22 protein-coding genes and 1 tRNA gene are annotated in these 19,848 nt (G+C 67.3%); 10 read left to right on the top strand and 13 right to left on the bottom strand.

Annotated elements, in window-relative coordinates; genetic code table 11:
* Entirely contained in the window at positions 1-471 is a 471-nt protein-coding gene (locus IE88_RS0101355) for an Lrp/AsnC family transcriptional regulator (protein WP_031549321.1), read from the bottom strand.
* A 154-nt stretch (positions 472-625) separates the two neighbouring features.
* On the opposite strand from IE88_RS0101355, the gene IE88_RS0101350 reads away from it, so the two are divergent.
* Both IE88_RS0101350 and IE88_RS0101345 read left to right on the top strand, forming a co-directional pair.
* A complete protein-coding gene (locus IE88_RS0101350) occupies positions 626-1,537 on the top strand; it encodes a DMT family transporter (protein ID WP_051881349.1) in 912 nt (303 codons plus the stop codon).
* A 53-nt stretch (positions 1,538-1,590) separates the two neighbouring features.
* Positions 1,591-2,463 (top strand): S-methyl-5'-thioadenosine phosphorylase, encoded by an 873-nt coding sequence (locus IE88_RS0101345; RefSeq protein ID WP_031549317.1) that lies wholly within the window; start codon positions 1,591-1,593, stop codon positions 2,461-2,463.
* On the opposite strand, the gene IE88_RS16160 is transcribed toward IE88_RS0101345, so the two are convergent.
* Entirely contained in the window at positions 2,460-2,936 is a 477-nt protein-coding gene (locus IE88_RS16160; protein WP_162178278.1) for a copper chaperone PCu(A)C, read from the bottom strand. The genes IE88_RS0101345 and IE88_RS16160 overlap by 4 nt on opposite strands.
* Before the next feature lie 100 nt (positions 2,937-3,036).
* Between IE88_RS16160 and IE88_RS0101335 the strand changes: the two genes are divergently transcribed.
* Complete coding sequence (locus IE88_RS0101335; protein ID WP_031549313.1) at positions 3,037-3,261, top strand: DUF3126 family protein; 225 nt, start codon at positions 3,037-3,039, stop codon at positions 3,259-3,261.
* The gene (locus tag IE88_RS0101330) at positions 3,159-3,914 is read left to right on the top strand and encodes a uracil-DNA glycosylase family protein (RefSeq protein ID WP_081871331.1); all 756 of its coding nucleotides are present in this window, start codon (positions 3,159-3,161) and stop codon (positions 3,912-3,914) included. The genes IE88_RS0101335 and IE88_RS0101330 overlap by 103 nt, the downstream gene beginning before the upstream one ends.
* A 51-nt stretch (positions 3,915-3,965) precedes the next feature.
* Here IE88_RS0101330 and IE88_RS16155 read toward each other — a convergent pair whose 3' ends face one another.
* On the bottom strand, positions 3,966-4,244 hold the full coding sequence (locus tag IE88_RS16155; RefSeq protein WP_036766290.1) for a hypothetical protein: 279 nt from the start codon (positions 4,242-4,244) through the stop codon (positions 3,966-3,968).
* 238 nt (positions 4,245-4,482) lie between these two features.
* Between IE88_RS16155 and IE88_RS16985 the strand changes: the two genes are divergently transcribed.
* Positions 4,483-5,127 carry a hypothetical protein gene (locus IE88_RS16985; RefSeq protein WP_051881347.1) on the top strand — a complete coding sequence of 215 codons (645 nt, stop codon included), beginning with the start codon at positions 4,483-4,485 and terminating at the stop codon, positions 5,125-5,127.
* Between the two features lie 4 nt (positions 5,128-5,131).
* Here the strand turns inward: IE88_RS16985 and IE88_RS0101315 are convergent, their stop codons facing one another.
* The 3 genes from IE88_RS0101315 to IE88_RS0101305 form a co-directional block, all read right to left on the bottom strand.
* A complete protein-coding gene (locus tag IE88_RS0101315) occupies positions 5,132-6,967 on the bottom strand; it encodes an ABCB family ABC transporter ATP-binding protein/permease (protein WP_051881346.1) in 1,836 nt (611 codons plus the stop codon).
* Positions 6,968-7,030: 63 nt separating this feature from the next.
* Positions 7,031-8,830 (bottom strand): M56 family metallopeptidase, encoded by a 1,800-nt coding sequence (locus tag IE88_RS0101310; RefSeq protein ID WP_081871330.1) that lies wholly within the window; start codon positions 8,828-8,830, stop codon positions 7,031-7,033.
* Positions 8,820-9,185, bottom strand: coding sequence for a BlaI/MecI/CopY family transcriptional regulator (locus IE88_RS0101305; RefSeq protein WP_031549303.1), 366 nt, complete (start codon positions 9,183-9,185; stop codon positions 8,820-8,822). The genes IE88_RS0101310 and IE88_RS0101305 overlap by 11 nt, the downstream gene beginning before the upstream one ends.
* 244 nt (positions 9,186-9,429) lie before the next feature.
* Here IE88_RS0101305 and IE88_RS0101300 point away from each other — a divergent pair, with 244 nt between their 5' ends.
* On the top strand, positions 9,430-9,639 hold the full coding sequence (locus IE88_RS0101300) for a cold-shock protein (protein ID WP_031549302.1): 210 nt from the start codon (positions 9,430-9,432) through the stop codon (positions 9,637-9,639).
* 110 nt (positions 9,640-9,749) lie between these two features.
* On the opposite strand, the gene purF is transcribed toward IE88_RS0101300, so the two are convergent.
* The 3 genes from purF to IE88_RS0101285 all read right to left on the bottom strand — a co-directional run bounded on the left by purF (position 9,750) and on the right by IE88_RS0101285 (position 12,803).
* Positions 9,750-11,282, bottom strand: a complete 1,533-nt coding sequence (gene purF / locus IE88_RS0101295) for an amidophosphoribosyltransferase (RefSeq protein WP_031549300.1) — start codon at positions 11,280-11,282, stop codon at positions 9,750-9,752.
* A gap of 72 nt (positions 11,283-11,354) precedes the next feature.
* Positions 11,355-11,858 (bottom strand): CvpA family protein, encoded by a 504-nt coding sequence (locus IE88_RS0101290; RefSeq protein WP_031549298.1) that lies wholly within the window; start codon positions 11,856-11,858, stop codon positions 11,355-11,357.
* A gap of 30 nt (positions 11,859-11,888) precedes the next feature.
* The gene (locus IE88_RS0101285) at positions 11,889-12,803 is read right to left on the bottom strand and encodes a patatin-like phospholipase family protein (RefSeq protein ID WP_051881345.1); all 915 of its coding nucleotides are present in this window, start codon (positions 12,801-12,803) and stop codon (positions 11,889-11,891) included.
* Between the two features lie 105 nt (positions 12,804-12,908).
* On the opposite strand from IE88_RS0101285, the gene IE88_RS0101280 reads away from it, so the two are divergent.
* The 4 genes from IE88_RS0101280 to IE88_RS17995 all read left to right on the top strand — a co-directional run bounded on the left by IE88_RS0101280 (position 12,909) and on the right by IE88_RS17995 (position 14,830).
* Positions 12,909-12,998: transfer RNA gene (locus IE88_RS0101280), tRNA-Ser, on the top strand.
* Between the two features lie 286 nt (positions 12,999-13,284).
* The gene (locus IE88_RS0101275) at positions 13,285-13,797 is read left to right on the top strand and encodes an RHS repeat-associated core domain-containing protein (RefSeq protein ID WP_031549295.1); all 513 of its coding nucleotides are present in this window, start codon (positions 13,285-13,287) and stop codon (positions 13,795-13,797) included.
* 26 nt (positions 13,798-13,823) lie between these two features.
* On the top strand, positions 13,824-14,156 hold the full coding sequence (locus IE88_RS18000; RefSeq protein WP_156032282.1) for a hypothetical protein: 333 nt from the start codon (positions 13,824-13,826) through the stop codon (positions 14,154-14,156).
* A 281-nt stretch (positions 14,157-14,437) separates the two neighbouring features.
* Positions 14,438-14,830, top strand: coding sequence for a hypothetical protein (locus IE88_RS17995; RefSeq protein WP_156032281.1), 393 nt, complete (start codon positions 14,438-14,440; stop codon positions 14,828-14,830).
* 97 nt (positions 14,831-14,927) lie between these two features.
* On the opposite strand, the gene IE88_RS0101265 is transcribed toward IE88_RS17995, so the two are convergent.
* The 4 genes from IE88_RS0101265 to IE88_RS0101250 all read right to left on the bottom strand — a co-directional run bounded on the left by IE88_RS0101265 (position 14,928) and on the right by IE88_RS0101250 (position 19,780).
* The gene (locus IE88_RS0101265; RefSeq protein ID WP_031549291.1) at positions 14,928-16,406 is read right to left on the bottom strand and encodes an L-lactate permease; all 1,479 of its coding nucleotides are present in this window, start codon (positions 16,404-16,406) and stop codon (positions 14,928-14,930) included.
* Positions 16,407-16,507: 101 nt separating this feature from the next.
* Positions 16,508-17,992 (bottom strand): tryptophan halogenase family protein, encoded by a 1,485-nt coding sequence (locus IE88_RS0101260; RefSeq protein WP_031549289.1) that lies wholly within the window; start codon positions 17,990-17,992, stop codon positions 16,508-16,510.
* Positions 17,993-18,002: 10 nt separating this feature from the next.
* Positions 18,003-19,034: a cupin-like domain-containing protein gene (locus IE88_RS0101255; RefSeq protein WP_031549287.1), complete on the bottom strand. Its 1,032-nt coding sequence runs from the start codon at positions 19,032-19,034 to the stop codon at positions 18,003-18,005.
* An 11-nt stretch (positions 19,035-19,045) separates the two neighbouring features.
* Positions 19,046-19,780, bottom strand: coding sequence for a SapC family protein (locus IE88_RS0101250; RefSeq protein WP_202900387.1), 735 nt, complete (start codon positions 19,778-19,780; stop codon positions 19,046-19,048).
* Positions 19,781-19,848 lie beyond the last annotated feature (68 nt).

The following is a 19,848-nucleotide window of genomic DNA, read 5'->3' as shown; positions in this document are numbered from 1 at the left end:
TCAGACCGGGATCGCCGTGAAGGGCTTGAGCGACTTCATCTGCACGACTGTGGTGATCTTGCTGATGCAGAGCTCTCCGTCGGTCAGCGTGTCGGCGAGCTGCGTCCAGCCCTCCATAGAGGGCACGACGAAACGAGCGAGGTAATCATAGGGGCCGCTGACCTGCGCGATCTCGCAGGCCTCCGGCAGCTCCGCCAGATGCCGCTCCACCCGGCGCACCTCTGACAGCTCATGGGTGGACAGCGTCACCTCGGCGAAGACGGTGAGGCTGGCGCCGATGCGCGCGGCCCGCAGCTTGGCGTGATATCCGATGATGACGCCCGCCGCTTCGAGCCTGCGGGTCCGGGCGAGGCAGGCGCTCGGCGACAGCGCCACCGCCTCTGCGAGCTTCTGATTGGTGATGCGGCCATCGGCCTGCAGCCGCCGCAGAATGGCCCGGTCGATCCGGTCGAGCGCAATGGCTTCGGCCATGGGCATAGTCCTCCGCAGATCCTTCGGCAGGCCGCGAAAACTTCGCCAGCACATGCAGTCCAGACCGCGTTAGCAGAGGCCCCGGGCGACCGCAGCCCCTGCCGTGCGCTGCGATCGTCCATCCACACATTCTCAGGCGAAAGGAGCGCATGCCATGCGCCGCACGTCCATTTCCACGCTCATGCCGCATATCCTGCTGGCCGGGGTCGCGCTGTTCTGGGGGTCGACCTTCCTCCTGACCAAGCTGGCCGGGGAAAGCGCGGGCCCCTTCGGCGTGGTCGCGCTGCGCTTTGTGGTGGCGAGCCTCGCTCTCGCCGCTCTGCGTCCGGCCGCATTGCTCTTTATCAGGCGGGAAGAGCTCCTGGCGGGGCTTCTTCTCGCCGCCATCGCCTTCACCGGCTACGCGGCCCAGTCGATCGCGCTGCAGGAGGCGCCTTCGGCGCGGGTGGCCTTCGTCGCCTCTCTTTACGTCCCGCTCGTGCCGATCCTCGCCCTGCCGCTCCTGCGGGAAGCGCCGGGTGCGAAGGCGATGATGGCTGCCGGGCTCGCCGTCCTGGGTGTCGGCGTCTTGTCGGGCGCCTTCGGCGGCGATCTCGTCTTCGGTCCGGCCGACGGCCTCTCGCTTCTGAGCGCGCTCGCCATCGCGAGCGAGGTTGTCGTCCTGTCGCGCGTCGTCCGCCATGCAGACCCGTACCGCCTCGCTTTGGTGGTGGCCGGCGCGACCGGCCTCTTCGCGATCCTCGCCGCCGCTGGATCGGGCGAGGCGCTTCCCGGCGCGAACGGCTCGCTGCTCGTCGCGGCGGGCCTTCTCGGCCTCGGCACGGCGGCGGCGCAGCTCGCCATGGCCTGGGCGCAGAAGCGGGTGCGGGCGGCGCAGGCGGCGCTTCTCTATGCGACCGAACCCGTCTTCGCCGGCGTGATCGGCGTCCTGGCCGGTGAGGCGCTGGCGCCGAACGAGGGTGTGGGCGCCGCGATCATCGTCGGCGCGATCGTCCTCGGCTCGGTGCGCCTCGCGCTGCCGAAAGGCGTCCGGCCACGCGCCCGCCTGCGCAGCGCCCGCGCTTGACCCTAGAGGGCGGCCCGGCGAACAGGGCCGCCGCATCGGAAGAAGGGCAAGGCATGACGAAGACGACGCTCGCGATCATCGGCGGCTCGGGGCTCTACGCCCTCGAAGGGCTGGACATCACCGGACGGCACACGGTCGAGACGCCCTGGGGCGCACCGTCCGACGAGATCGTCGAGGGTGAGCTCTCGGGCGTCCGCATGCTGTTCCTGCCCCGGCACGGGCGCGGGCACCGCATCCCGCCCTCCGAGATCAACTACCGCGCCAATATCGACGCGCTGAAGCGCCTCGGCGCGACAGACGTGCTCTCGATCAGCTCCTGCGGCTCCTTCCGCGAGGAGATGGCGCCGGGCAGCTTCGTGATCGTCGACCAGTATGTGGACCGGACGCGGGGGCGGGCCTCCTCCTTCTTCGGCACGGGGCTCGTCGCGCATGTCTCGATGGCGCAGCCGGTCTGCCCCGGCCTCTCCGCCAAGGCGCTGGACGCCGCGCGGGAGGCGGGCATCACCGTCTTCGAGCGCGGCACCTATCTGGCCATGGAAGGCCCGCAATTCTCCTCGCTGGCGGAATCGACCCTCTACCGCTCCTGGGGGATGGACGTGATCGGCATGACGGGCATGCCCGAAGCCAAGCTCGCCCGCGAGGCGGAGCTGCCCTATGCCTGTGTCGCCATGATCACGGATTACGATTGCTGGCACGAGCCTTCGGGCGCGGTCGACGTCGCCTCGGTCATCGCGGTGATGCAGGGCAATGGCGAGAAGGCGCGGGCGCTGCTGCACGCCCTCGTGCCGAAGATGGGCCCCGAGCGCACGCCAAGCCCGGCCGGAATCGAGACCGTGCTCGACAGCGCGATCATCACGCCGCCCGAGCATCGCGACCCCGAGCTGGTCGCGAAGCTCGATGCGGTGGCCGGCCGGGTGCTCGGCTAGCGCCGCTCGACGGGCAGGGACACGGTTTCCGTTTCGCCGCTCTCGAAGGTGAAGGTGACTTCGACCGCGCCGCCTTCCTCGAGCGGCGCTTCGGGGCCCATCATCATCAGGTGGGCGCCGCCCGGCGCGAGGCTCACCGCTTCGCCCGCGGGCAGAGCGAGGCGATCGAGCGGCCGCATGCGCGAGACGCCGTCCTCCTCGATCACGGTATGAAGTTCCACCGCGCGGAAGCCGGGCGCCCGGACCGACACCAGCGCATCGCCGGCTTCCGAGGTCAGGGTCGCGTAGCCTGCCGTCGCCATGGCGCCCGGCGCCGCCGGACGGACATAGCCGTTGCTGATGACAAGGCCCTCGCCGCCCTGCGCCGCCATGCCCGCCGCGGCATCCCCGCGCTCTTCGCCGGCGCCGCAGGCGGCGGCGAGGGAGAGGGCGCCAAGGGCCGCCGCCTTGGCAAATGGGGTCAGAATGCGCATACCGCTGGTTCCCGAGTTGGGCTGGAAGAGCCCGAACACTAGCCTCTTCAGCAGGCCGCCACAAAGCCGGCCTGCTGTCCGCCCCAGGGAGGGGCCGTCTATGACACCGTCCGAAGTCCACCGCATCCAGAGCTATCTGCAAGGGCTCTTCGCCAACCCGTCGATCGATGTCCGCGCGCGCCCGAACAAGGATGACAGCGCCGAGGTCTATATCGGCGAGGAATTCATCGGCGTCCTCTTCCGCGACGAGGACGACGAGGAGGACTACAACTTCAACATGAGCATTCTGGGCGTCGACCTGCCCGAAGCGGGAGGCGCGGCGTAAGCGCGCCTGCCTCTTCCGCTCCCGGCCGCGAGCGCTTTGAGGCGTTCAAGGCGCGCCTTTCGGCCTGCCGCCATTGCGAGCGCGAAGCGCTGATCCCCAAGGCGCGGCCGGTCTTCCAGCTGCCCGAGCGTCCGACCATCGGGCTTTTCAGCCAGGCGCCGGGCAATCTCGCCCATCAGGGCGGCAAGCCTTTTCTCGATCCGTCCGGCGTGCGCCTGCGCGATTGGATGGGGATCGACGAGGCGGCATTCTACGACAGCGGCAGGATCGCGATCGCGCCCATGGCGTTCTGCTTCCCCGGCTATGACGGCAAGTCGCCGACGGGGAAGGGAGGCGACCTGCCGCCGCCCAAGGTCTGCGCGCCGATCTGGCGCGACGAGGTGATGGGCTGGATCGGCGGCGAGCTTCAGCTCGTCCTGCTCGTCGGCGCCTATTCCCAGAAATGGCATCTCGGCGAGAGGCGGGGCCGGACGCTGACCGAGACCGTGGCGGCCTGGCGCGACCGGGTGAGAGAGGCGGAGGCCGGCGGTCCGCTCATCCTGCCTCTTCCGCATCCGAGCTGGCGCAACAATGCCTGGCTCAGAAAGAACCCCTGGTTCGGCGAGGACCTGCTGCCCGTGCTGCGGGAGCGGGTCGCACAGGCGCTGACATGAAAACGGCGCCTCCGAAGAGGCGCCGTTTCCGTTCACGCGATGCGCTGAAGCTTACTGCAGCGGATCGTCATCCTCGGCGTCCGCATCGGCTTCGCCTTCTTCGGCCGGATCGACTTCCAGCGTCGGAACGGTGACGACTTCTTCTTCGACATCGATTTCGGGCGCGTCGACATCGACGTCGGTGTCCGGAACATCGAATTCGCCCCGCGTCTCGACTTCGACTTCGGGCGTCTCGAATTCACCTTCGGTCTCGACGTCGGTGTCGAAGAAGATGATGTAACCGATGACCAGGATAGCGATGACGATGATCGCTGTGATAACTTTACCCATATCTGCAAACCCCTCTCGTTGCGTCTAGGTGACGTGCATGTAAGGTGCCGTCCCGTGATTCGTCCAGTCTACAAGCGGACAAAACTTGTCCCGTTTTCGTGTTCATAAGGCGGCGACTGCACACAAATACCCCTCGAAAACAGCGACTCGAACACGCGACGATCCGGCTCAGTTCCTTCCTTCGTCATCTGCACTACCCTCCTTCCGCGGGAGGGCGATGCGCTAAGGGAGAGATACGATGCGCAAATACATGTCCATTGCCGCCGCCACGGCGGTTTTTCTGGCTGCGCCTGCGGCCCATGCCGTCACCGTGACCGGCGGGATAACCACGGTCGAGGTCACGGCCGACCTCGAGGCCCTCGGGCTGACGGGAGCGCCGCTCGGGACGGCGAGCGTCGAGGCCGAGGACGGCACGCCGGTCTTCACATTCCCGATCACCGGGGGCGATCTCGATCCGGCGAGCTATGCGGGAGAGATCCTGCATGACGGCAGCGGCGTCGCGCTGTCTGCCGGCAGCGTCACGATCTCGCTGCAGGACTTCATCATCGACACGACGCAGAGCGTGATCACCGGGACCGTGTCCGTTTCCGGCACCGAATCGATGGACGGCGATCTGGGCCGCGTGCCGGTGTTCAGCTTCGACATCGGCACGCTGCCTGATGTGACGGGCCTGTTCGACACCGACGATCCCATGCTTGCGCTGATCATCACCGATATCGCCGGCGCGGCATTGGCGCCGATCCTGGAGGTCGACCTTTCGGGCGCGACGTTCGGAATGGCTGCGACCGACCCCGCCCTCGTGCCCGTGCCGGGCGCCTTGGTCCTGTTCGTGAGCGGCGCTGCGGCGCTCGGCGGCCTGCGCTACAGGCGGAAATCGGCCTGACCGGTCACTCCGCGGCGGCAGCGGCGGGCGTCGCCTCGCTCTGCTGCCGCCAGAGGTCGGCGTAGAGGCCGCCGCGGGCCAGCAGGGCCTCGTGGCCACCTTCTTCGGCGACCTCGCCTTCCTTCAGAACGATGATGCGGTCCGCATCCACGATGGTGCTGAGGCGATGGGCGATGACCAGCGTCGTCCGGCCCTCGGCCACCTCGCGCAGGGCGGTGAGGATCTCCTGCTCCGTGGCGCTGTCCAGGGCCGAGGTCGCCTCGTCGAGGATCAGGAGCGGCGGGTTCTTCAGGATGGTCCGCGCGATGGCCACGCGCTGCTTCTCGCCGCCCGAAAGCTTCAGGCCCCGCTCGCCGACCACCGTATCGTAGCCTCTGGGCAGCGACGCCACGAAGGCGTGGACCTGCGCGAGACGGGCCGCCCGCTCGACCTCTTCCTGGCTCGCATCTGGTCGGGCATAGCGAATATTGTAGCCGATCGTGTCGTTGAAGAGCACGGTGTCCTGCGGGACCATGCCGATGGCGGCACGCAGGCTGTCCTGCTTCACATGGGCGATGTCCTGCCCGTCGATCAGCACGCGGCCCCGTTCGAGGTCGTAGAAGCGGTAGAGGATGCGCGCGATGGTGGACTTGCCCGCGCCCGAGGGGCCGACGATGGCGAGCTTTTCGCCGGGACGCGCGGTGAAGCTGATGCCCTTGAGGATCGGCCGGTCCGGGTCGTAGCGGAAGCGGACATCCTCGAAGCGCACCTCGGCCCCCCGCACCGCCAGAGCCGGAGCATCCGGCGCGTCGGCGATTTCGGGGCGCAGCCGGAGCATGTCGAACATGCGCTCCATGTCGACGAGGCCCTGCTTGATCTCGCGATAGGCGAAACCGAGAATGTTGAGCGGCTGGTAGAGCTGCATCATGACGAGGCTGACGGCCGTGATCTCGCCGATCCCGAGGCGACCGCTGAGGACGCCGTTCACCGTCAGCGCGAGCGCCGAGACGAGACCGACATTGATGATCAGCGCCTGGCCGATATTCACCACGGCAAGCGAGTTCTGCGAGCGCACGGCGGCGGTCTGGTAATCCCGCAGCGCCGCGTCGTAGCGGCCTGCCTCCCACGCTTCATTGCCGAAATATTTGACCGTCTCGTAGTTCAGGAGCGCGTCGATGGAGCGCGTATTGGCGAGCTGGTCCTTCTGGTTCATCTCGCGCCGGAACTGCAGGCGCCATTCGGTCGAGGCGGCGGTGAACCAGAAATAGAGGATCACCGTGACCAGCGCGATCAGCGACAGCCAGATGTCGTAGCGCACCGCGAAGGTGACGCAGACGATCACCAGGAGGAGGAGCGTCGGCCCGATATTGAAGAGGAGGAAGCGGAACAGGAAGTCGATCGCGCGGATGCCGCGCTCGATGATGCGGCTGAGCCCGCCCGTGCGCCGCTCGAGATGAAAGCGCAGCGACAGCGAATGCAGGTGGCGGAACACCTCGGTCGCGACCTCCCTCTGCGCGGTCTGGCCGACGGGGGAGAAGAGGAATTCCCGAATCTGCGGGATGGCGGAGGAGAGGAGCCGGAGGACCCCGTAGCCGATCACCATGCCGAACACGGCCGCGGCCGCCGCGGCCGCGGGGTCCTCAAGCCTGTTGATCGCGTCGGCGAGGAGGAAGGGCGCGGCGACGGTCGCGATCTGGCCGATCAGGATGACCAGGACCGACAGGACGATGCGCAGCTTGAAGCCGGGCCGGGCCGAGCGCCACATATAGGGAAGAAGATAGCGAAGAGAGGCCAGCTGCTCTCGCAGGCTGGCCTCTCTCGCTTCGTGCGGGTCGTGGGCAGTGACAGAGGGAGGGGGCATGCTCCCCCTAGCTAGGCGCTCCACCCGAAGTTTGCGAGGCGGCGCAACGCCGCCTCGCAAGTCTCAGTCCTCGGTGCGGAAGGCGTAGCCAGAGCCGCGGCGGTTTTCGAAGAAGGCGGCTTTCTCTTCCTTCGAGAGCGTATCGTTCTCCTCGATGAAGCGGGTGACCTCTTCGGAAGCGAAGCGGGACTGGCCGCCGGCGACGCAGACCGCCTTGACCGTCTCGCCGCTGTCCTCGACGCGGGCGGTGACGATTGCCGGCTCGTCGCTGCCGTCGCGATGGTCGTCGCAGGCATCGGCGAGTTCGCCGATGGCTTCGCCGGCAGCGCCCATGCGCTCGCCCCACGCGCCCATCTCCTCGCCGAAGGCTTCCATCTCGGCCTCCCATTCCTCCATCTCGGCGGAATGGCTCTCCTCCCAGGCCTCCATCTCTTGCTCGAACGCCTCCATCTCGGCAGCGAATTCGGGGTCCACGCCGTCCGGCACGAGGATCCAGGTGCCTTCCTCGTCTTCGCGTGTGCGGACCTCCGGGGCGGGCGGCGCCGGCGGGGCGGGCGGCGTGCTTCGCGCTTTCGGGCCATGCGGGGCTTCCGGCTGCTGCCGGGTCAGTTCGGCGAAGGGATCGGACAGGAGGACCATCTGGGTGTCCGAGCTGCCGACGATCCGGGGAGAGTCCGCACCGACACGGATCGTGTGGGTGCCATCCGAGCTGGCATAGGTGGAGCGCTTGGCTTCCTTCATCTTGACCCGCGCGACCTCGCGGGCCGCTTCGCGTTCGTCGCGGACCTCCTGCCGGTCGGTGACAGGAGCGGGGTCCTCGTCCTGCGGGCGCTCGGTCGTCTGCGCGGCGGCGGCGACGCCGATCGCCAGAGCGAAGAGCGCGCTGGTGCCGAAGAGGCGCGTGGCGGTTCTGGGCAGGGGAGCTCGCATGGTTTCGATCCTTTCATGGAGAGCGTGGTTGAGGGTGAGAGCGGGCACCGCCGGTCCTCTGGCGGCGCGCAGCAGCGTGCCGGCATAGTCGCGGACGCCGACGCCGCAGGCCCGGACGGCTTCATCGCAGGCCGCTTCCTGATCGGCGCGCATCCGCGGAAGCGCAGCGCGCATGAGCGGGTTGAACCAGTGCAGGGCGCAAGCCGCCTCGGCCGCCCAGCCCTGGACGAGGTCGCGGCGCCGCAGATGGGTCAACTCATGGAGCAGGGCGAGGCGCTGCTCATTGGGCGAGAAGCGGCGCTCGAAGTCGTCGGGCAGGGCGATCAGCGGGCGAACCACGCCCGTGACCTGGGGCGACGCCGCCGCGCCGGTCAGGACGACATGGGGCGAGTCGAGCCCCAGCTCCTTCGCGCAGCGGGCCGTCAGATCCTCGACCGCGCGGCTGGCCGGACGGGCTTCGCGCAGCAGCGTCCGCCGCCAGCCCTCGGTGCGCAGAAGCGCGAGCCCGAAGCTGAGCGCCGCGCCGCCGAGCCAGAGGCCGAGCGCCAGGAGCGCGAGGTCGAGCGAGGCGAAGAAGGGCTCGGCCTCGCCCGGGGCGGACATCATGGCCGTCTCCGCCAGAGGGGGCGGGGCCTGTGATGCCTGCGCCGTCAGGGCCGGCGCGGTGTCGGCGAGGGGCGCTGCCGCTTGGAAGGGGAGCGCGGGCGCCGCTTCGCCCCCGGGCACCCCGTCCGGCCGCGCGAAGGAGGGCAGGAGGCCGGTTCCCAGCGGCGGGCAGACCAGGCGCAGCGCCGGCGCGAGCCAGAGCAGCATGGCCGCCCTCGCGCCGAAGGCGCGCCGGACCGGCCGGCGCAGGACCAGAACGAGCAGGACCAGGAGGCTGGCGGCGACGCTGGCTTCAAGAAGCCAAGACAAGAGGCTGTCAGGTGTCATTGCGGAGGCTCCTCACCAGCGCTTCGAGTTCATCGAGATCCTCGTCCGTCAGCCCCTGGCTGTCTGCGAGGTGGGCGACCATCGGTGCCGCGCGGCCGCCGAAGAGGCGCCCGGCGAGGCTGCCGACGGCGTCTCGCCTATGCGCCTCCCGCGCGATCTGCGGCGAATAGAGATAGCGGCGCCCTTCCTGCGAAGTGGCGAGCGCGCCTTTCTCGGTCAGGCGGGAGAGGAGCGTCTTGACCGTGCGGTCGCTCCAGCCTTCCGCGCGCAGGGCGGCGGCGACCTCCGCCGACCCCTGGGGGGCATGGTCCCACAGGACTTCCATGACCTTCAGCTCTGCTGCCGTGATGCGCATGGCCGCTCCTTTTCGACTACGTGTGTAGTCAGAACATGGACTACATCCGTAGTCAAGAGCGTTTCTCAGCGCCCGGTGACGGAATTGATTTGACTTCTCGGCTCAGGTGTCGTCCTGATGGCCGCGCGGGGTCCGCATCTTTCAGTTACTCGGCGACCCGGCATGAACGGCCCTAGACCATGCGTTCCTTCAGAAGACCGCCAGACTTCGGCCCCACCCCCTCCATCAAGACAGGACTACCCCAATGGCCACTGGCACAGTGAAATGGTTTAACGGCGAAAAAGGCTACGGCTTCATCCAGCCCGACGAAGGCGGTCAGGACGTGTTCGTCCACATCACCGCGGTTCAGCAGGCGGGCCTGCAAGGCCTCAATGACGGTCAGAAAGTCGAATACGACCTCTACACCGACCCGCGCCGGAACAAGACCTCCGCGTCGAACCTGAAGACGCTCTAAGGCGGAATGCTGCCGCGCCGATGGGCGCGGCGCTTCTTCCCATGGAAAAGGGCGCCCTCGGGCGCCCTTTTTGTTTGCCTGCGAATATCCGCCGCCCCGGCGCCGAGCCGTCAGCTCGACTCGCGCAGCAGGCTGAGCTGCTCGATCTTGGCGCGCGTATCCTTGCGCTCCTGATCGGCGAGGGCGGTCGGATAATCGCCCGTGAAGCAGTGATCGGTGAAGGCCGGTTCCTCGGAGCGGCGGGGCCCCTTGCCGAGCGCGGTGTAGAGGCCGTCGAGCGACAGGAAGCCAAGGCTGTCCGCGCCGATCATGCCGCACATCTCGTCGACCGAGTGGGACGATGCCATCAGCTCGTCCTGGCTCGGCGTGTCGATGCCGTAGAAGTCGGGATAGACGATGGGCGGGCAGGCAATGCGGAAATGGACCTCCCGCGCGCCCGCCTCGCGCAGCATGGTGGTGATCTTGCGGCTGGTCGTGCCGCGCACCAGGCTGTCGTCGATCAGGACAACCCTCTTGCCGCGCACCACGCCGATATTGGCCGAATGCTTGCGGGCGACGCCGGCCTCGCGGATCTGCTGGCTGGGCTCGATGAAGGTGCGGCCCGAATAGTGAGAGCGGATCAGCGCCATCTCATAGGCGAGGCCCGAGCGCTGCGCGAAGCCGATGGCGGCAGGAACCCCGGAATCGGGAATGGGCGAAACGAGATCGGCCGAGGCGGGCGCCTCTTCGGCAAGCTGGCGGCCGAGGCGCTTTCTCAGCTCGTAGACGCTCTCGCCGTCGACGAAGCTGTTGGGGCGGGCGAAATAGATCAGCTCGAAGATGCAGGGACGGGCCTTGCGGTCGGCGAAGATCTGCCGGCTCTCGACCGATCCGTCCGGACGGCAGATCACCATCTCGCCGGGGCGCACGTCGCGCACGAACTCCGCGCCGATGAGGTCGAAGGCGCAGCTTTCCGAAGCGAGGACCGCCGCATTGCCGAGCTTGCCGAGGACGAGAGGGCGGATGCCCTGCGGGTCGCGCACGCCGAGGAGCGCGTCCTGTGTCAGGACGCAGAGCGCATAGGCGCCTTCGACAGCGGACAGGCTGTCGGTGACCTTGTCCACCATGGACAGGCCGCGCGACAGCGCGGCGAGCTGCACGAAGAGCTCGGAATCCGAGGTCGTGTGGAAGATCGAGCCCTTGCGGATCAGATCCGCCCGCAGCGTCCGCGCATTGGTCAGATTGCCGTTATGCGCGACGGCGAGGCCGCCCCGGTCGAGATCGGCGTAGAGCGGCTGGACATTGCGAAGATCCGAGCCCCCTGCCGTCGAATAGCGCGTATGGCCGATTCCGGCATTGCCCTTGAGGGCATCGAGCGTGGCGGCCTCGGTGAAGGCGCCGGAGACGAGGCCGAGCTTCTTGTCCGAGAAGAACCGCTCGCCGTCATAGGTGGTGATGCCGCACGCTTCCTGGCCGCGATGCTGCAGGGCGTGAAGGCCGAGCGCGACCTTGGTGGCCGCATCGTCCGCCCCGCCGATAATGCCGAAGACGCCGCATTCCTCGTTCAGGGCGCGCGGAAAGACGGCGCGCATCCGCTCGGCTTCGCGCTCGCGGGCGAGAAATCGCGCGGCATGTCGCGCGGCTCTGCTGGGGGCGGTGCGCATCGTGAAGGCCTCCGGTCTGCCACCCGCGAGGTAGGAACGGGAGAGGGCGGCGTCTCCTTATTGTTCGGTCAGCTAGAGCTCGTCCAGAGCTTCGCCTGATTCATCGATCGTGCCGTCCCCTTCGATGCCGATCCGCTCGAGGGTCTGGGCGGCACCGGCGACGAAGCCCTTGAGGGCCGCTTCCTCGACCGGCGGCGGCAGGTTGTTCACGTCGTGATACCAGGTCAGCGCGAGGAAGGTGAGCCCGCACAGGAGCCAGCCGCGCAAGAGGCCGAAGGCGCCGCCCGCGATCCGGTCGAGGCGCGGCGGACGGGGGCCGATCACTCTGCGCAAGGCGAATTCGAGGCCCGTCGTCACGACGAGGAAGGCGAGGACGAAGAGCGTCGTCAGAACGATGACAGGCCCCGCCACGCCATCGCCCAGCGTCCCGCTGAGGGGAGGGCCGAGAAGCGCGATCGCGGCGATGCCCCCGGCAAGCGCCAGCAGCGTCGCCGCCTCGCGCATCGAGCCTCTCAGCCAGCCGAACAGGACCGACAGCGCCGTGATCGCCAGGATGAAGAGATCGAAGATCGTCACGCCGCCATCCGTGCTGTTTCGCGCCTGCCTCTAACAATCCTGGCGCTGTTCCGCCATCCGATCCGGCGCCTGCTGCCCGTCCTCGCCTTCGCCGCCGAGCCCGTGGCGTCGCAGGAACGCACTTCCGTCCCGATTGCCGAGGCGCCACGTCTTCTCGATCTTCTCCTTGTCCGTGAAGTCGATCTTGTCGGCGGGCGTCTCGTCCGAAGGCGCGACATAGAGGCGGTCCGGCCGGTCGGGCGTGTTCCTGTAGCGCCGCGTCAGGAGGATCAGCGTCCCGCCCTTTTCGGGGTCGGGCATGGGGGCGTTGTCGCAGGTGCCGGCATCCATCACGCGCTCGCCCTGCCAGTAGGGCAGCGCGAAGACCGGTGGGATGACCGCCGCCGCGCAGATCAGATCGTGAAGCGTTCCGTCCCGCGCCGCCGCCCGGGCGTCGACCCGCAGGGCCTTGCTGCCGATCATCACCGGCAGGGCGGTGTGCGGCGAGGAGCGCGCCTTCCGGTCGATTTCGTAGAGGACCAGCGCCAGCATCGCGCCGGCCCGCAAGGGCAGGTGGCGGGGCGGCCTGGCCAGCGTGATCTCCAGCTTGGGACCCTCGGCCACCCGTCGGACCGCATCCGCATTCAGCGTTTCCTCGACGACGTCGCGGTAGAGCGACTGGTGCGGCGTCGGCCGGTGGCTGTCCTGCCCCGGCGCTTCGCCGAGATTGCTGTCCTGATCGGCGAATGCGTCGCCCATGATATCCAGAAGCGCCTTGGCGCGCCCGCCGATCCAGGCGCATGCGGACAGAGCGCCGCCGCTGACCGCCGCGATCCGGGCCGGGCGCAGGCCCAGCGGTTCGTGCACCGCTTCGAGGAAGCCGCCCTGCCAGAAGCAGCGCGTGCCGCCGCCGGAGAAGACCAGCCCCTCGAACTGTCCCGGCGTCAGCTTCCCGTCCTGCTCCATCGCATCCGCCTCGTCAGCCTGTCACACAAGGAATAACCCCGATGCGGCGATTCGGTTCGGCAGAGCTTGCCAACGCGCCCACAGAGCGCCTATCAGCCTCCGCACGGATGGGTGGCCGAGTGGTCGAAGGCGCACGCCTGGAACGCGTGTAGGCGGGCAACCGTCTCGAGGGTTCGAATCCCTCTCCATCCGCCACGCAGTCCCGAACTTCTGCTCTGAACAGGCGCTTTCGCGCCAAGTGCCCTCGTGGCCCCGTCTTTTCCGCCTCATTCCGTATCTGGCGCCGCTCTTCCCGGCCCGAACAGGCCTCTTCGCGTGGCCCTTCCGGGCGAGGACTCTGCAGCAATGATGGGGGAACGGTCGGGAAGCTTCGAGAGAGTCGTCTCCGCCGGACAGATCGCGCAGCGCCGGGCGAGCACGACCGCCTACGAGCCGGCGATCACGCCCGAGAACCTGACCGCGGCCTGCAATGCGCTCAACCATGTCACATTGCGGCACCGAGCTGTGGTGCGACAAGGCGCGGGCCTATGTCCCCCGCCTCGGCCGCTTCCTGCAGCCCGTCCCGATCGGCTTCGGCGATGGGCTGAACGTCTATGCCTATGTCGGAGGGGGTGCAGAGAGCCTGACGAATCCGAGCGGGATGAAGACGTGGGACTGCAGCGAGCCGGGCGGAGAAATGAAGGTCTGCGGCGTGAAGGACAAGCGCAGCTGGACGAGGGCAGAGCTGATGCTGCTCCTTGAGCGGTTCGGGCAACAGGAACTGCAGAAGACATCACAGCCATTCATCGGCGACGGTTTCAATGCGCCTGAGGAGGATTTACCCCTTACGGACGGGGCGACCGAGCGAAATGCAATAGGACAGTTCTTCGTTGGGGTAACGGTGCGAAGGGAATCGCGCTTCATGTCTGCCGAAGCGGGTCAACAACAATCGCGGGTGGGGTTGCTCTTGCGCCAACAGTCCCGGCATCTGCTGGAGCAACCTCGCCAGCGGTAGGCGTGACATTAGGAGTAGGTGGTATCTTGACGCTCATCGGTTCTGGCGCCGACGTTATTGGGCGTGGAATGGTAGGTTATGCGACAGGCGGACGTGATGGCTTGTTTATCGCTGCCGCAGATTCAGTTGAGGACTATCTTACAGGTAAGGTTGTCAGTCGTCTTTCGCTCCTCGGGTCAGCTTATCTTGCTCTCGCCGAAGACGGGAAAGCGATCTTCGACAGCCTTCCCACCGCGCGTCCAGTGCTCCAAATGATATGGTTCAATCATGGTGTTGAGATTAGCAGTGTTCGTATACGCAGTTTCATCAATGATGTTATTCATGAGCACATTCAATATTACCCTATTGGGAATTCTTGATAGTGATTATGTGTTGGAGAAATCGATTATATTCGTAGCGGGGTCGTCCGTATTTATTGGCCTGGTATCGATGTTAAAAACTATAGACAAAGAGAAGAAAGGGTACGGAAGCATATCTTCAAATCATACGATACGAATTTACATTTTTAGATCTGTGCCTTGCGTCGCCTTGCTATCTATGGCGCCATTGTTGCTTGCGGGAATAATCGCAGCGGTAATCTGCTAATGTGCGGCCTAGGTGGAATTCCAAACAAGACCAAATCGCAAGGCTAGAGTAGACTATGCTGCTTGCAAAAGATGGTCATGCTAGATTGTTAACCGATCCAAAAAACTTTTTCATCATAGCAGGCCACAGTCATAAAAAGCACCCTCACTGCGTGCTTGCTGCACTTGTCACCATCAACGGTGACGCTGCGGAGGATTTCGACATTGCGCCGGCACCTGAGTGGGTGCTGCCGCCGGAGAAGGCTGGCCACCTTCCGTCGAGCGACGAGGCGGTGACCGCTCTCGCCTTCCACATGCAGACGCGCTTCGGCGAGGCGGCCACCGAGACCTACACGACATCGCGCCTGCGCATCGAGACACCCGAAGGGCTGCAGGTCGGCAATGTCTCGCTCGGCTGGAGCGTGGCATTCCCGCAGACCATGCGCGAATCCGTGCGCTGTTCCCTATAATTCCCTGTTTGCGAAGTCGTGCAGACGCGGAGATCAGAGTTCGAGCGGACTGCTTGCACCGCCACTCCACCTCAGACTTCCGCTCGGATCGCGCGCTTCAGCCCAGCGCCGCGAAGACGGCCAGGCCTGCGGCCAGCAGGCATACGGCGCAGATGGGTGCCGTCCGCCGCATGATGCTGCCTTCGCTGCCGACGAGGTCGACGGTCGCGCAGCCTGCGATGATATTGTGCGGCGCCACGATATTGCCGATCCCCGCACCGACCCCTTGCGCGGCGGCCATGGCGACCGGCGGGAGCCCGAGCGCAGCGGCGGTCGAGATCTGGAATTCGGTGAAGAGGATGTTCGAGGCCGTCGCCGATCCCGACACGAAGGTTCCGATCGTTCCGACCGACGCGGCGAGCAGCGGCCAGACGGGGCCCGCCTCGGCGGCGGTCTCGGCCAGCGCGCTGATCATGCCCGAATGCACCATCACCCGAGACAGGGTCAGCATGACGAGAAGGGCGAGCCCGACGGTCGTGAGCCGGTCGAGCGCAGCGCGCAGCGAAGGGCCGAGGAGCGCCTGGCGCCGCGCTGCGACCGCGCCCGCGGCGACGCTGAGGACGAGCAGCGTGCCGGGGTGGAAGAGCGGCGCGAAGCTGGCGCCGAATGCGCCGCAGAGCTCCCATCGCAGCACGAGGCCGGCGAGCGCCTCGCGCAGGGCGGGAATGAGACGGGTCGCCAGCACGAGCCCGACCAGCAGAAGATAAGGCAGGAGATCGGGCAGAAGCGACTTCGCCTCGAACGGCATCATGCCCCGGCGCCGCCGGACGATCAGCACGAACGGCACCAATCCGATCAGCGCGCCCGCCAAGGTCGGCAGCTCGGGCCCGGCAATCATCGCAAGGCCGATATAGGGCAGAACGAAGCCAAGCCCCGCCAGCCCAGCAAGGCCTGCCTCATGCCGCCCGATCTTCGGACCGGCCGCCAGGACGACCAGAGCGAAGGGCAGGAAGAGGACGAGCGGAAGGTTGAGGAAGGCCGTCGCCGCTGCAAGATCGAGCGGCGGCAGCGCGGAAATCTCGATCTGCGCGAGGACGGGCGTGCCGACAGCGCCGAAGGACACGCCAGCGGCGTGGCCGACCAGCGCCAGCGTCACCGCCCGCACCGCGGAGAACCCGATCCCGACGAGTAGGGGCGCGGCGAGCGCGACCGGCGTGCCGAATCCGGCAGCGCCCTCCATGAACAGGCCGAAGAAGAACGCGATGAGAAGAGCCTGGACCGTCCGCTCGCCACTGGCCCCCGACAGCGCCGTCCGGAAGCGTTCGAGCGCGCCCGAGCGCTGCTGGTACTCGTAGAGGGTGAGCGCCGGCAGGATGATCCACAGGATCGTCGCCGTCGCATGCGTCGCCTCCGCCAGGATCCCTGCGAGTGCCGCTGGGACGGGCAGGGCGCCCCCTGGCGCGATGTCGAAGGCGGTGGCGGCGAGCAGGAGAGCGAGGCCGAGCCCGACGGCGCCGGCCAGCGCAGCCGACCAGCGCAGCGCCGTCATGGCGACGAGCACGAAGAGAAGCGGTGCGGCTGCAAGCAAGGTGATCACGAGTGAGACGTCTCGGACGGTTCCGTCGTGGCCAGGCCCCGACCGGATAGCACGTCCGGCGCTGGTGGTCGAACCGGAGGTCTTGCGGCCTGCTTTCCGTCCTAGCTGGCGGCCCTGCAATAGCGGTCCAGGAACGCCGCATGGGTGGGAAGGCCGCCGATGGCGGCCGCTGCGCGACGCTCGAGGCCGTCAAGGACGCCGCGAAGCTGAGCGTCGCTCATCATGCCGCCGATGCGGTGACGGCTTTCCGGTTCGAGCCGCTGGCCCAGCATGACCTGGATCCAGGAATCGGGCTGGAACAGGTCTTCGGGCCCCTGATAGGCGTGGCCATGCTCCCGGAAGAGCGCGATGCGCTCTTTCAGGCTGTCCGGCACGTCCATGTCGCGCCGGTCCCGCCAGAAGGAGGAATCGTCCCGTTCGGTCAGCTTGTAATGCAGGATGATGAAGTCCCGGATGCGCTCGAGCTCGACCCGCGCCATGTCGTTGTATCGCGCCCTGATCGCCGGCGTGATCCCGCCAAAGGGAAAGAGCTTGATCAGGCGGGTCACGGCGATCTGGACGAGGTGGATGCTGGTGGATTCCAGCGGCTCCACGAAACCGCTCGAAAGGCCGAGCGCGATGCAGTTCTGCGCCCAGACCGCCCGCCGCCGTCCCGTCGCATAGCGTATGCGCCTCGGCTCGGTGAGCGGGTCCCCCTCGACGGCCTCGCGTAGGCGCCGCTCCGCCTCGTCATCGGAGAGATCGTCGCTGCTGTAGACGATTCCATTGCCGACCCGACGCTGCAGCGGAATGCGCCACCGCCAGCCCGCATCATGGGCGATGGCTCTGGTGTAAGGCAGCGGGTCGCCCGTCGCGCTCGTCTGCATCGCGATCGCGCGGTCCGTCGGCAGCCAGTGCCCCCAATCCTCGAAACCCGCGCCGAGCGCGTCCTCGATCAGCAGGGCCCTGAAGCCGGTGCAGTCGATGAAGAGATCGCCCTCGACCCGCTCTCCGTCATCCAGCAGCAGGGCCGAGATGTCTCCTGTGCCCGGGTCCCTCTCGACAGTCTCGATCAGGCCTTCGCGTCGCCGGACGCCCGCCGCTTCGCTGAGCGCGCGCAGATGGGCCGCATAGGCCGTGGCATCGAGATGGTAGGCGTAATTGAGGGGCGGCTTGCCCTCGGTCGAGAAGAGCCCGGCCTCGGCCGCGAGAAGCTCGGCGCAATAGGCATCGAGGCCGCGGCCCATGCCGCGCGCGCGCGCCTCCAGCCAGACCGCGAGGAAATGCGTCATCCAGGGCGAGCGGCCGATGGCGCCGAAGGAGTGGATGTAGCGATCGCCCTCCCGCGCCCAGTTCTCGAAGGCGATGCCGAGCTTGAACGTTGCCTGCGTCGCCCGCATGAATTCGGCCTCGTCGAGGCCGATCAGCTGGTGGAAGGTCCGCTGGGTGGGAATCGTCGCCTCGCCCACGCCGATCGTGCCGATCGTCTCCGATTCGACGAGCGTGATGTCGAGGAGCGGACCGAGCTGTTTTGCGAGCGCCGCGGCCGTGATCCAGCCGCTGGTCCCGCCGCCCGCGATGACGACTCTGCGCACCTGTGAGTTCATGGCGACCGCCTTACCGGTTCAGCTTGTTCAGGATCATGCGGCGAAGCGCCCGGGCCGTCGCGGGATCGAGCTCGCCGAGCGGTCCCCGCGCTGGCGGCGGCAGGTGCTCGGCGGCGGCCTCGGGCGGCCCGAAGACATAGTGGTCGAACAAAGCGCGCCAGGCCTCCCGCTCCGCCTGCGGACGGCTGCGCAGGCTGAGGAGGCCGTGGAGGAGGGTCGTCCACGGCGTATCGACATGAGCGGGAACGCGGTTCCACCACGTGTTGACCAGCACGTTGAAGGGCTCGAGCCCCTCGACATGGTGCCACCACAGCGCCGGATAGAGGAGGGCGTCCCCTGGCCCGAGTTCGGCGATTTCGCCTGCGGCCCGGGCATCGGCGAAGCGCGGAAAGCGCTCGAGGTCGGGATTCGCGAAATCGACCATGCTGACGACCTGTCCGCCCGGCGTCGGCTCAAGCGGCCCAGGATAGAGATTGCCGGCCTGGTCCGGCGGGAACAGCGTGAAGCGCCGGCGGCCCGCGACGCAGCAGGCGATGTTGTTCGACATGTCGAAATGGGCCGTCGCGATCGTCCGGTTGCCGAACCAGATGCTCTGCAGCGGCGCTGCATGCGCGAATGTCGGGTGGCCGAGGGGCAGCGCGTTCTCTTCGGCGAAGCCGGGAAGGAAGGCCTGCAGATCGGTGGAGCCGACATAGTGGCAGGGCTCGTCCTGACGGCCGCCTGCGGCTTCGATATCGTGGAGCACCGCATCGAGCGGCCGCCGCGCCGCCGAGAAGTTCAGCCGCGTCATCGTCTCGTCATAGAAGAAGCGGCCGCGCGCTTCCGCCTCCGCCGTATAGGTGACGACCGGCCGCCCCGCATCGAACCCGCGCAGATAATCCATGAGCGCACGGTCCGACCGCAATCCCGCCCGGACCGACGGCCAGTCCGAGACAAGGCCGCGCAGGATGACGGGAGAGCCCGCATCGATCAGCTCGTCATAGGGAATCGCGCCGGGCTCTATGCCTTGGAGTTCTCTGGTCCGTCGCTGGACAGCGGACATGGCGCTTCCCCTCAGGCCGCCGGATTGCGCTTCCGCCAACGCTCGATCAGCCGGTTCACATTGGACAGCGACATCGCGCCGGCGAAGGCGAGCGCCAGGAAGCCTTTGCGGTGAAGCCGGTCCAGCGCATCGGCGCCGAGCGCGTTGAGGTGCTCGGTGCCGATCGCATGGAAGTCGTGCGCCTTGTATTCGGTCTCGTCCGACAGCGCGATTTCGAGCGTGACCGGCTCCAGAATTCCGGCCTCTTCGAAGGCCGCGAACATCGGTCCTGTCAGCGCCAGTCCCTCATGGACCGTGCGAAGCGCCGCGGAGACATAGTCGAGATAGGGCGCGTTGCCGCCATTCTCGAGGAAGAGGGGATAGCCGTCGGACGCCCCGACCCGGGGATCGTTCATGTCGATGCGCAGGGTCGGCTCGGCCGTCCCGCCCTCATCCCTTTGCAGGCCGATGGCGAAGGGGCCGCGGCGCTGGATGGCGGGAACGTAGTCGGACGTCCACGCGCCGTTGTCGAGAAAGAGGTTCTCGCCCCTGGCGAAGCCGAGAAGGGCTATGGCCATCCATCCCTCCTTCGCATCGCGCTGGAACAGGATCGGGAAATGCCGCTGCGCCTCGACAAATTCGGTCGGGAACAGCCGCATCACGTTCACGGCGTCGCCGAACTCGGCGCCATGCGCGGCGCTGACTTTCAGGTCGTGATGCAGGTCATCACGGAGCAGCACGGTCTCGGAGATGGTGCATCCTCCCATGGCTCTTGAGGGCAGGGTGGCGGAACCGCGCCTCCTGCTCAAGCGGCTTGTTGAGTTGCCGAAGGGGC

The organism is Parvularcula oceani (assembly GCF_000733125.1).
GTDB classification, from domain to species: domain Bacteria; phylum Pseudomonadota; class Alphaproteobacteria; order Caulobacterales; family Parvularculaceae; genus Parvularcula; species Parvularcula oceani.
This window is presented reverse-complemented; position numbering and strand designations above follow the sequence as displayed.

What these genes read in the sequence shown, in the direction of transcription:
- IE88_RS16160 (WP_162178278.1), bottom strand. Translation starts at nt 2,936, where the DNA reads ATGCGCATTCTGACCCCATTTGCCAAGGCGGCGGCCCTTGGCGCCCTC.
- purF (WP_031549300.1), bottom strand. Translation starts at nt 11,282, where the DNA reads ATGCGCACCGCCCCCAGCAGAGCCGCGCGACATGCCGCGCGATTTCTC.
- IE88_RS0101335 (WP_031549313.1), top strand. Translation starts at nt 3,037, where the DNA reads ATGACACCGTCCGAAGTCCACCGCATCCAGAGCTATCTGCAAGGGCTC.
- IE88_RS0101260 (WP_031549289.1), bottom strand. Translation starts at nt 17,992, where the DNA reads ATGAACTCACAGGTGCGCAGAGTCGTCATCGCGGGCGGCGGGACCAGC.
- IE88_RS0101310 (WP_081871330.1), bottom strand. Translation starts at nt 8,830, where the DNA reads ATGACACCTGACAGCCTCTTGTCTTGGCTTCTTGAAGCCAGCGTCGCC.
- IE88_RS17995 (WP_156032281.1), top strand. Translation starts at nt 14,438, where the DNA reads ATGCTGCTTGCAAAAGATGGTCATGCTAGATTGTTAACCGATCCAAAA.
- IE88_RS0101345 (WP_031549317.1), top strand. Translation starts at nt 1,591, where the DNA reads ATGACGAAGACGACGCTCGCGATCATCGGCGGCTCGGGGCTCTACGCC.
- IE88_RS0101285 (WP_051881345.1), bottom strand. Translation starts at nt 12,803, where the DNA reads ATGGAGCAGGACGGGAAGCTGACGCCGGGACAGTTCGAGGGGCTGGTC.
- IE88_RS0101315 (WP_051881346.1), bottom strand. Translation starts at nt 6,967, where the DNA reads ATGCCCCCTCCCTCTGTCACTGCCCACGACCCGCACGAAGCGAGAGAG.
- IE88_RS0101350 (WP_051881349.1), top strand. Translation starts at nt 626, where the DNA reads ATGCGCCGCACGTCCATTTCCACGCTCATGCCGCATATCCTGCTGGCC.
- IE88_RS0101300 (WP_031549302.1), top strand. Translation starts at nt 9,430, where the DNA reads ATGGCCACTGGCACAGTGAAATGGTTTAACGGCGAAAAAGGCTACGGC.
- IE88_RS0101250 (WP_202900387.1), bottom strand. Translation starts at nt 19,780, where the DNA reads ATGGGAGGATGCACCATCTCCGAGACCGTGCTGCTCCGTGATGACCTG.
- IE88_RS16985 (WP_051881347.1), top strand. Translation starts at nt 4,483, where the DNA reads ATGCGCAAATACATGTCCATTGCCGCCGCCACGGCGGTTTTTCTGGCT.
- IE88_RS0101355 (WP_031549321.1), bottom strand. Translation starts at nt 471, where the DNA reads ATGGCCGAAGCCATTGCGCTCGACCGGATCGACCGGGCCATTCTGCGG.
- IE88_RS16155 (WP_036766290.1), bottom strand. Translation starts at nt 4,244, where the DNA reads ATGGGTAAAGTTATCACAGCGATCATCGTCATCGCTATCCTGGTCATC.
- IE88_RS0101275 (WP_031549295.1), top strand. Translation starts at nt 13,285, where the DNA reads ATGTCACATTGCGGCACCGAGCTGTGGTGCGACAAGGCGCGGGCCTAT.
- IE88_RS0101255 (WP_031549287.1), bottom strand. Translation starts at nt 19,034, where the DNA reads ATGTCCGCTGTCCAGCGACGGACCAGAGAACTCCAAGGCATAGAGCCC.
- IE88_RS0101305 (WP_031549303.1), bottom strand. Translation starts at nt 9,185, where the DNA reads ATGCGCATCACGGCAGCAGAGCTGAAGGTCATGGAAGTCCTGTGGGAC.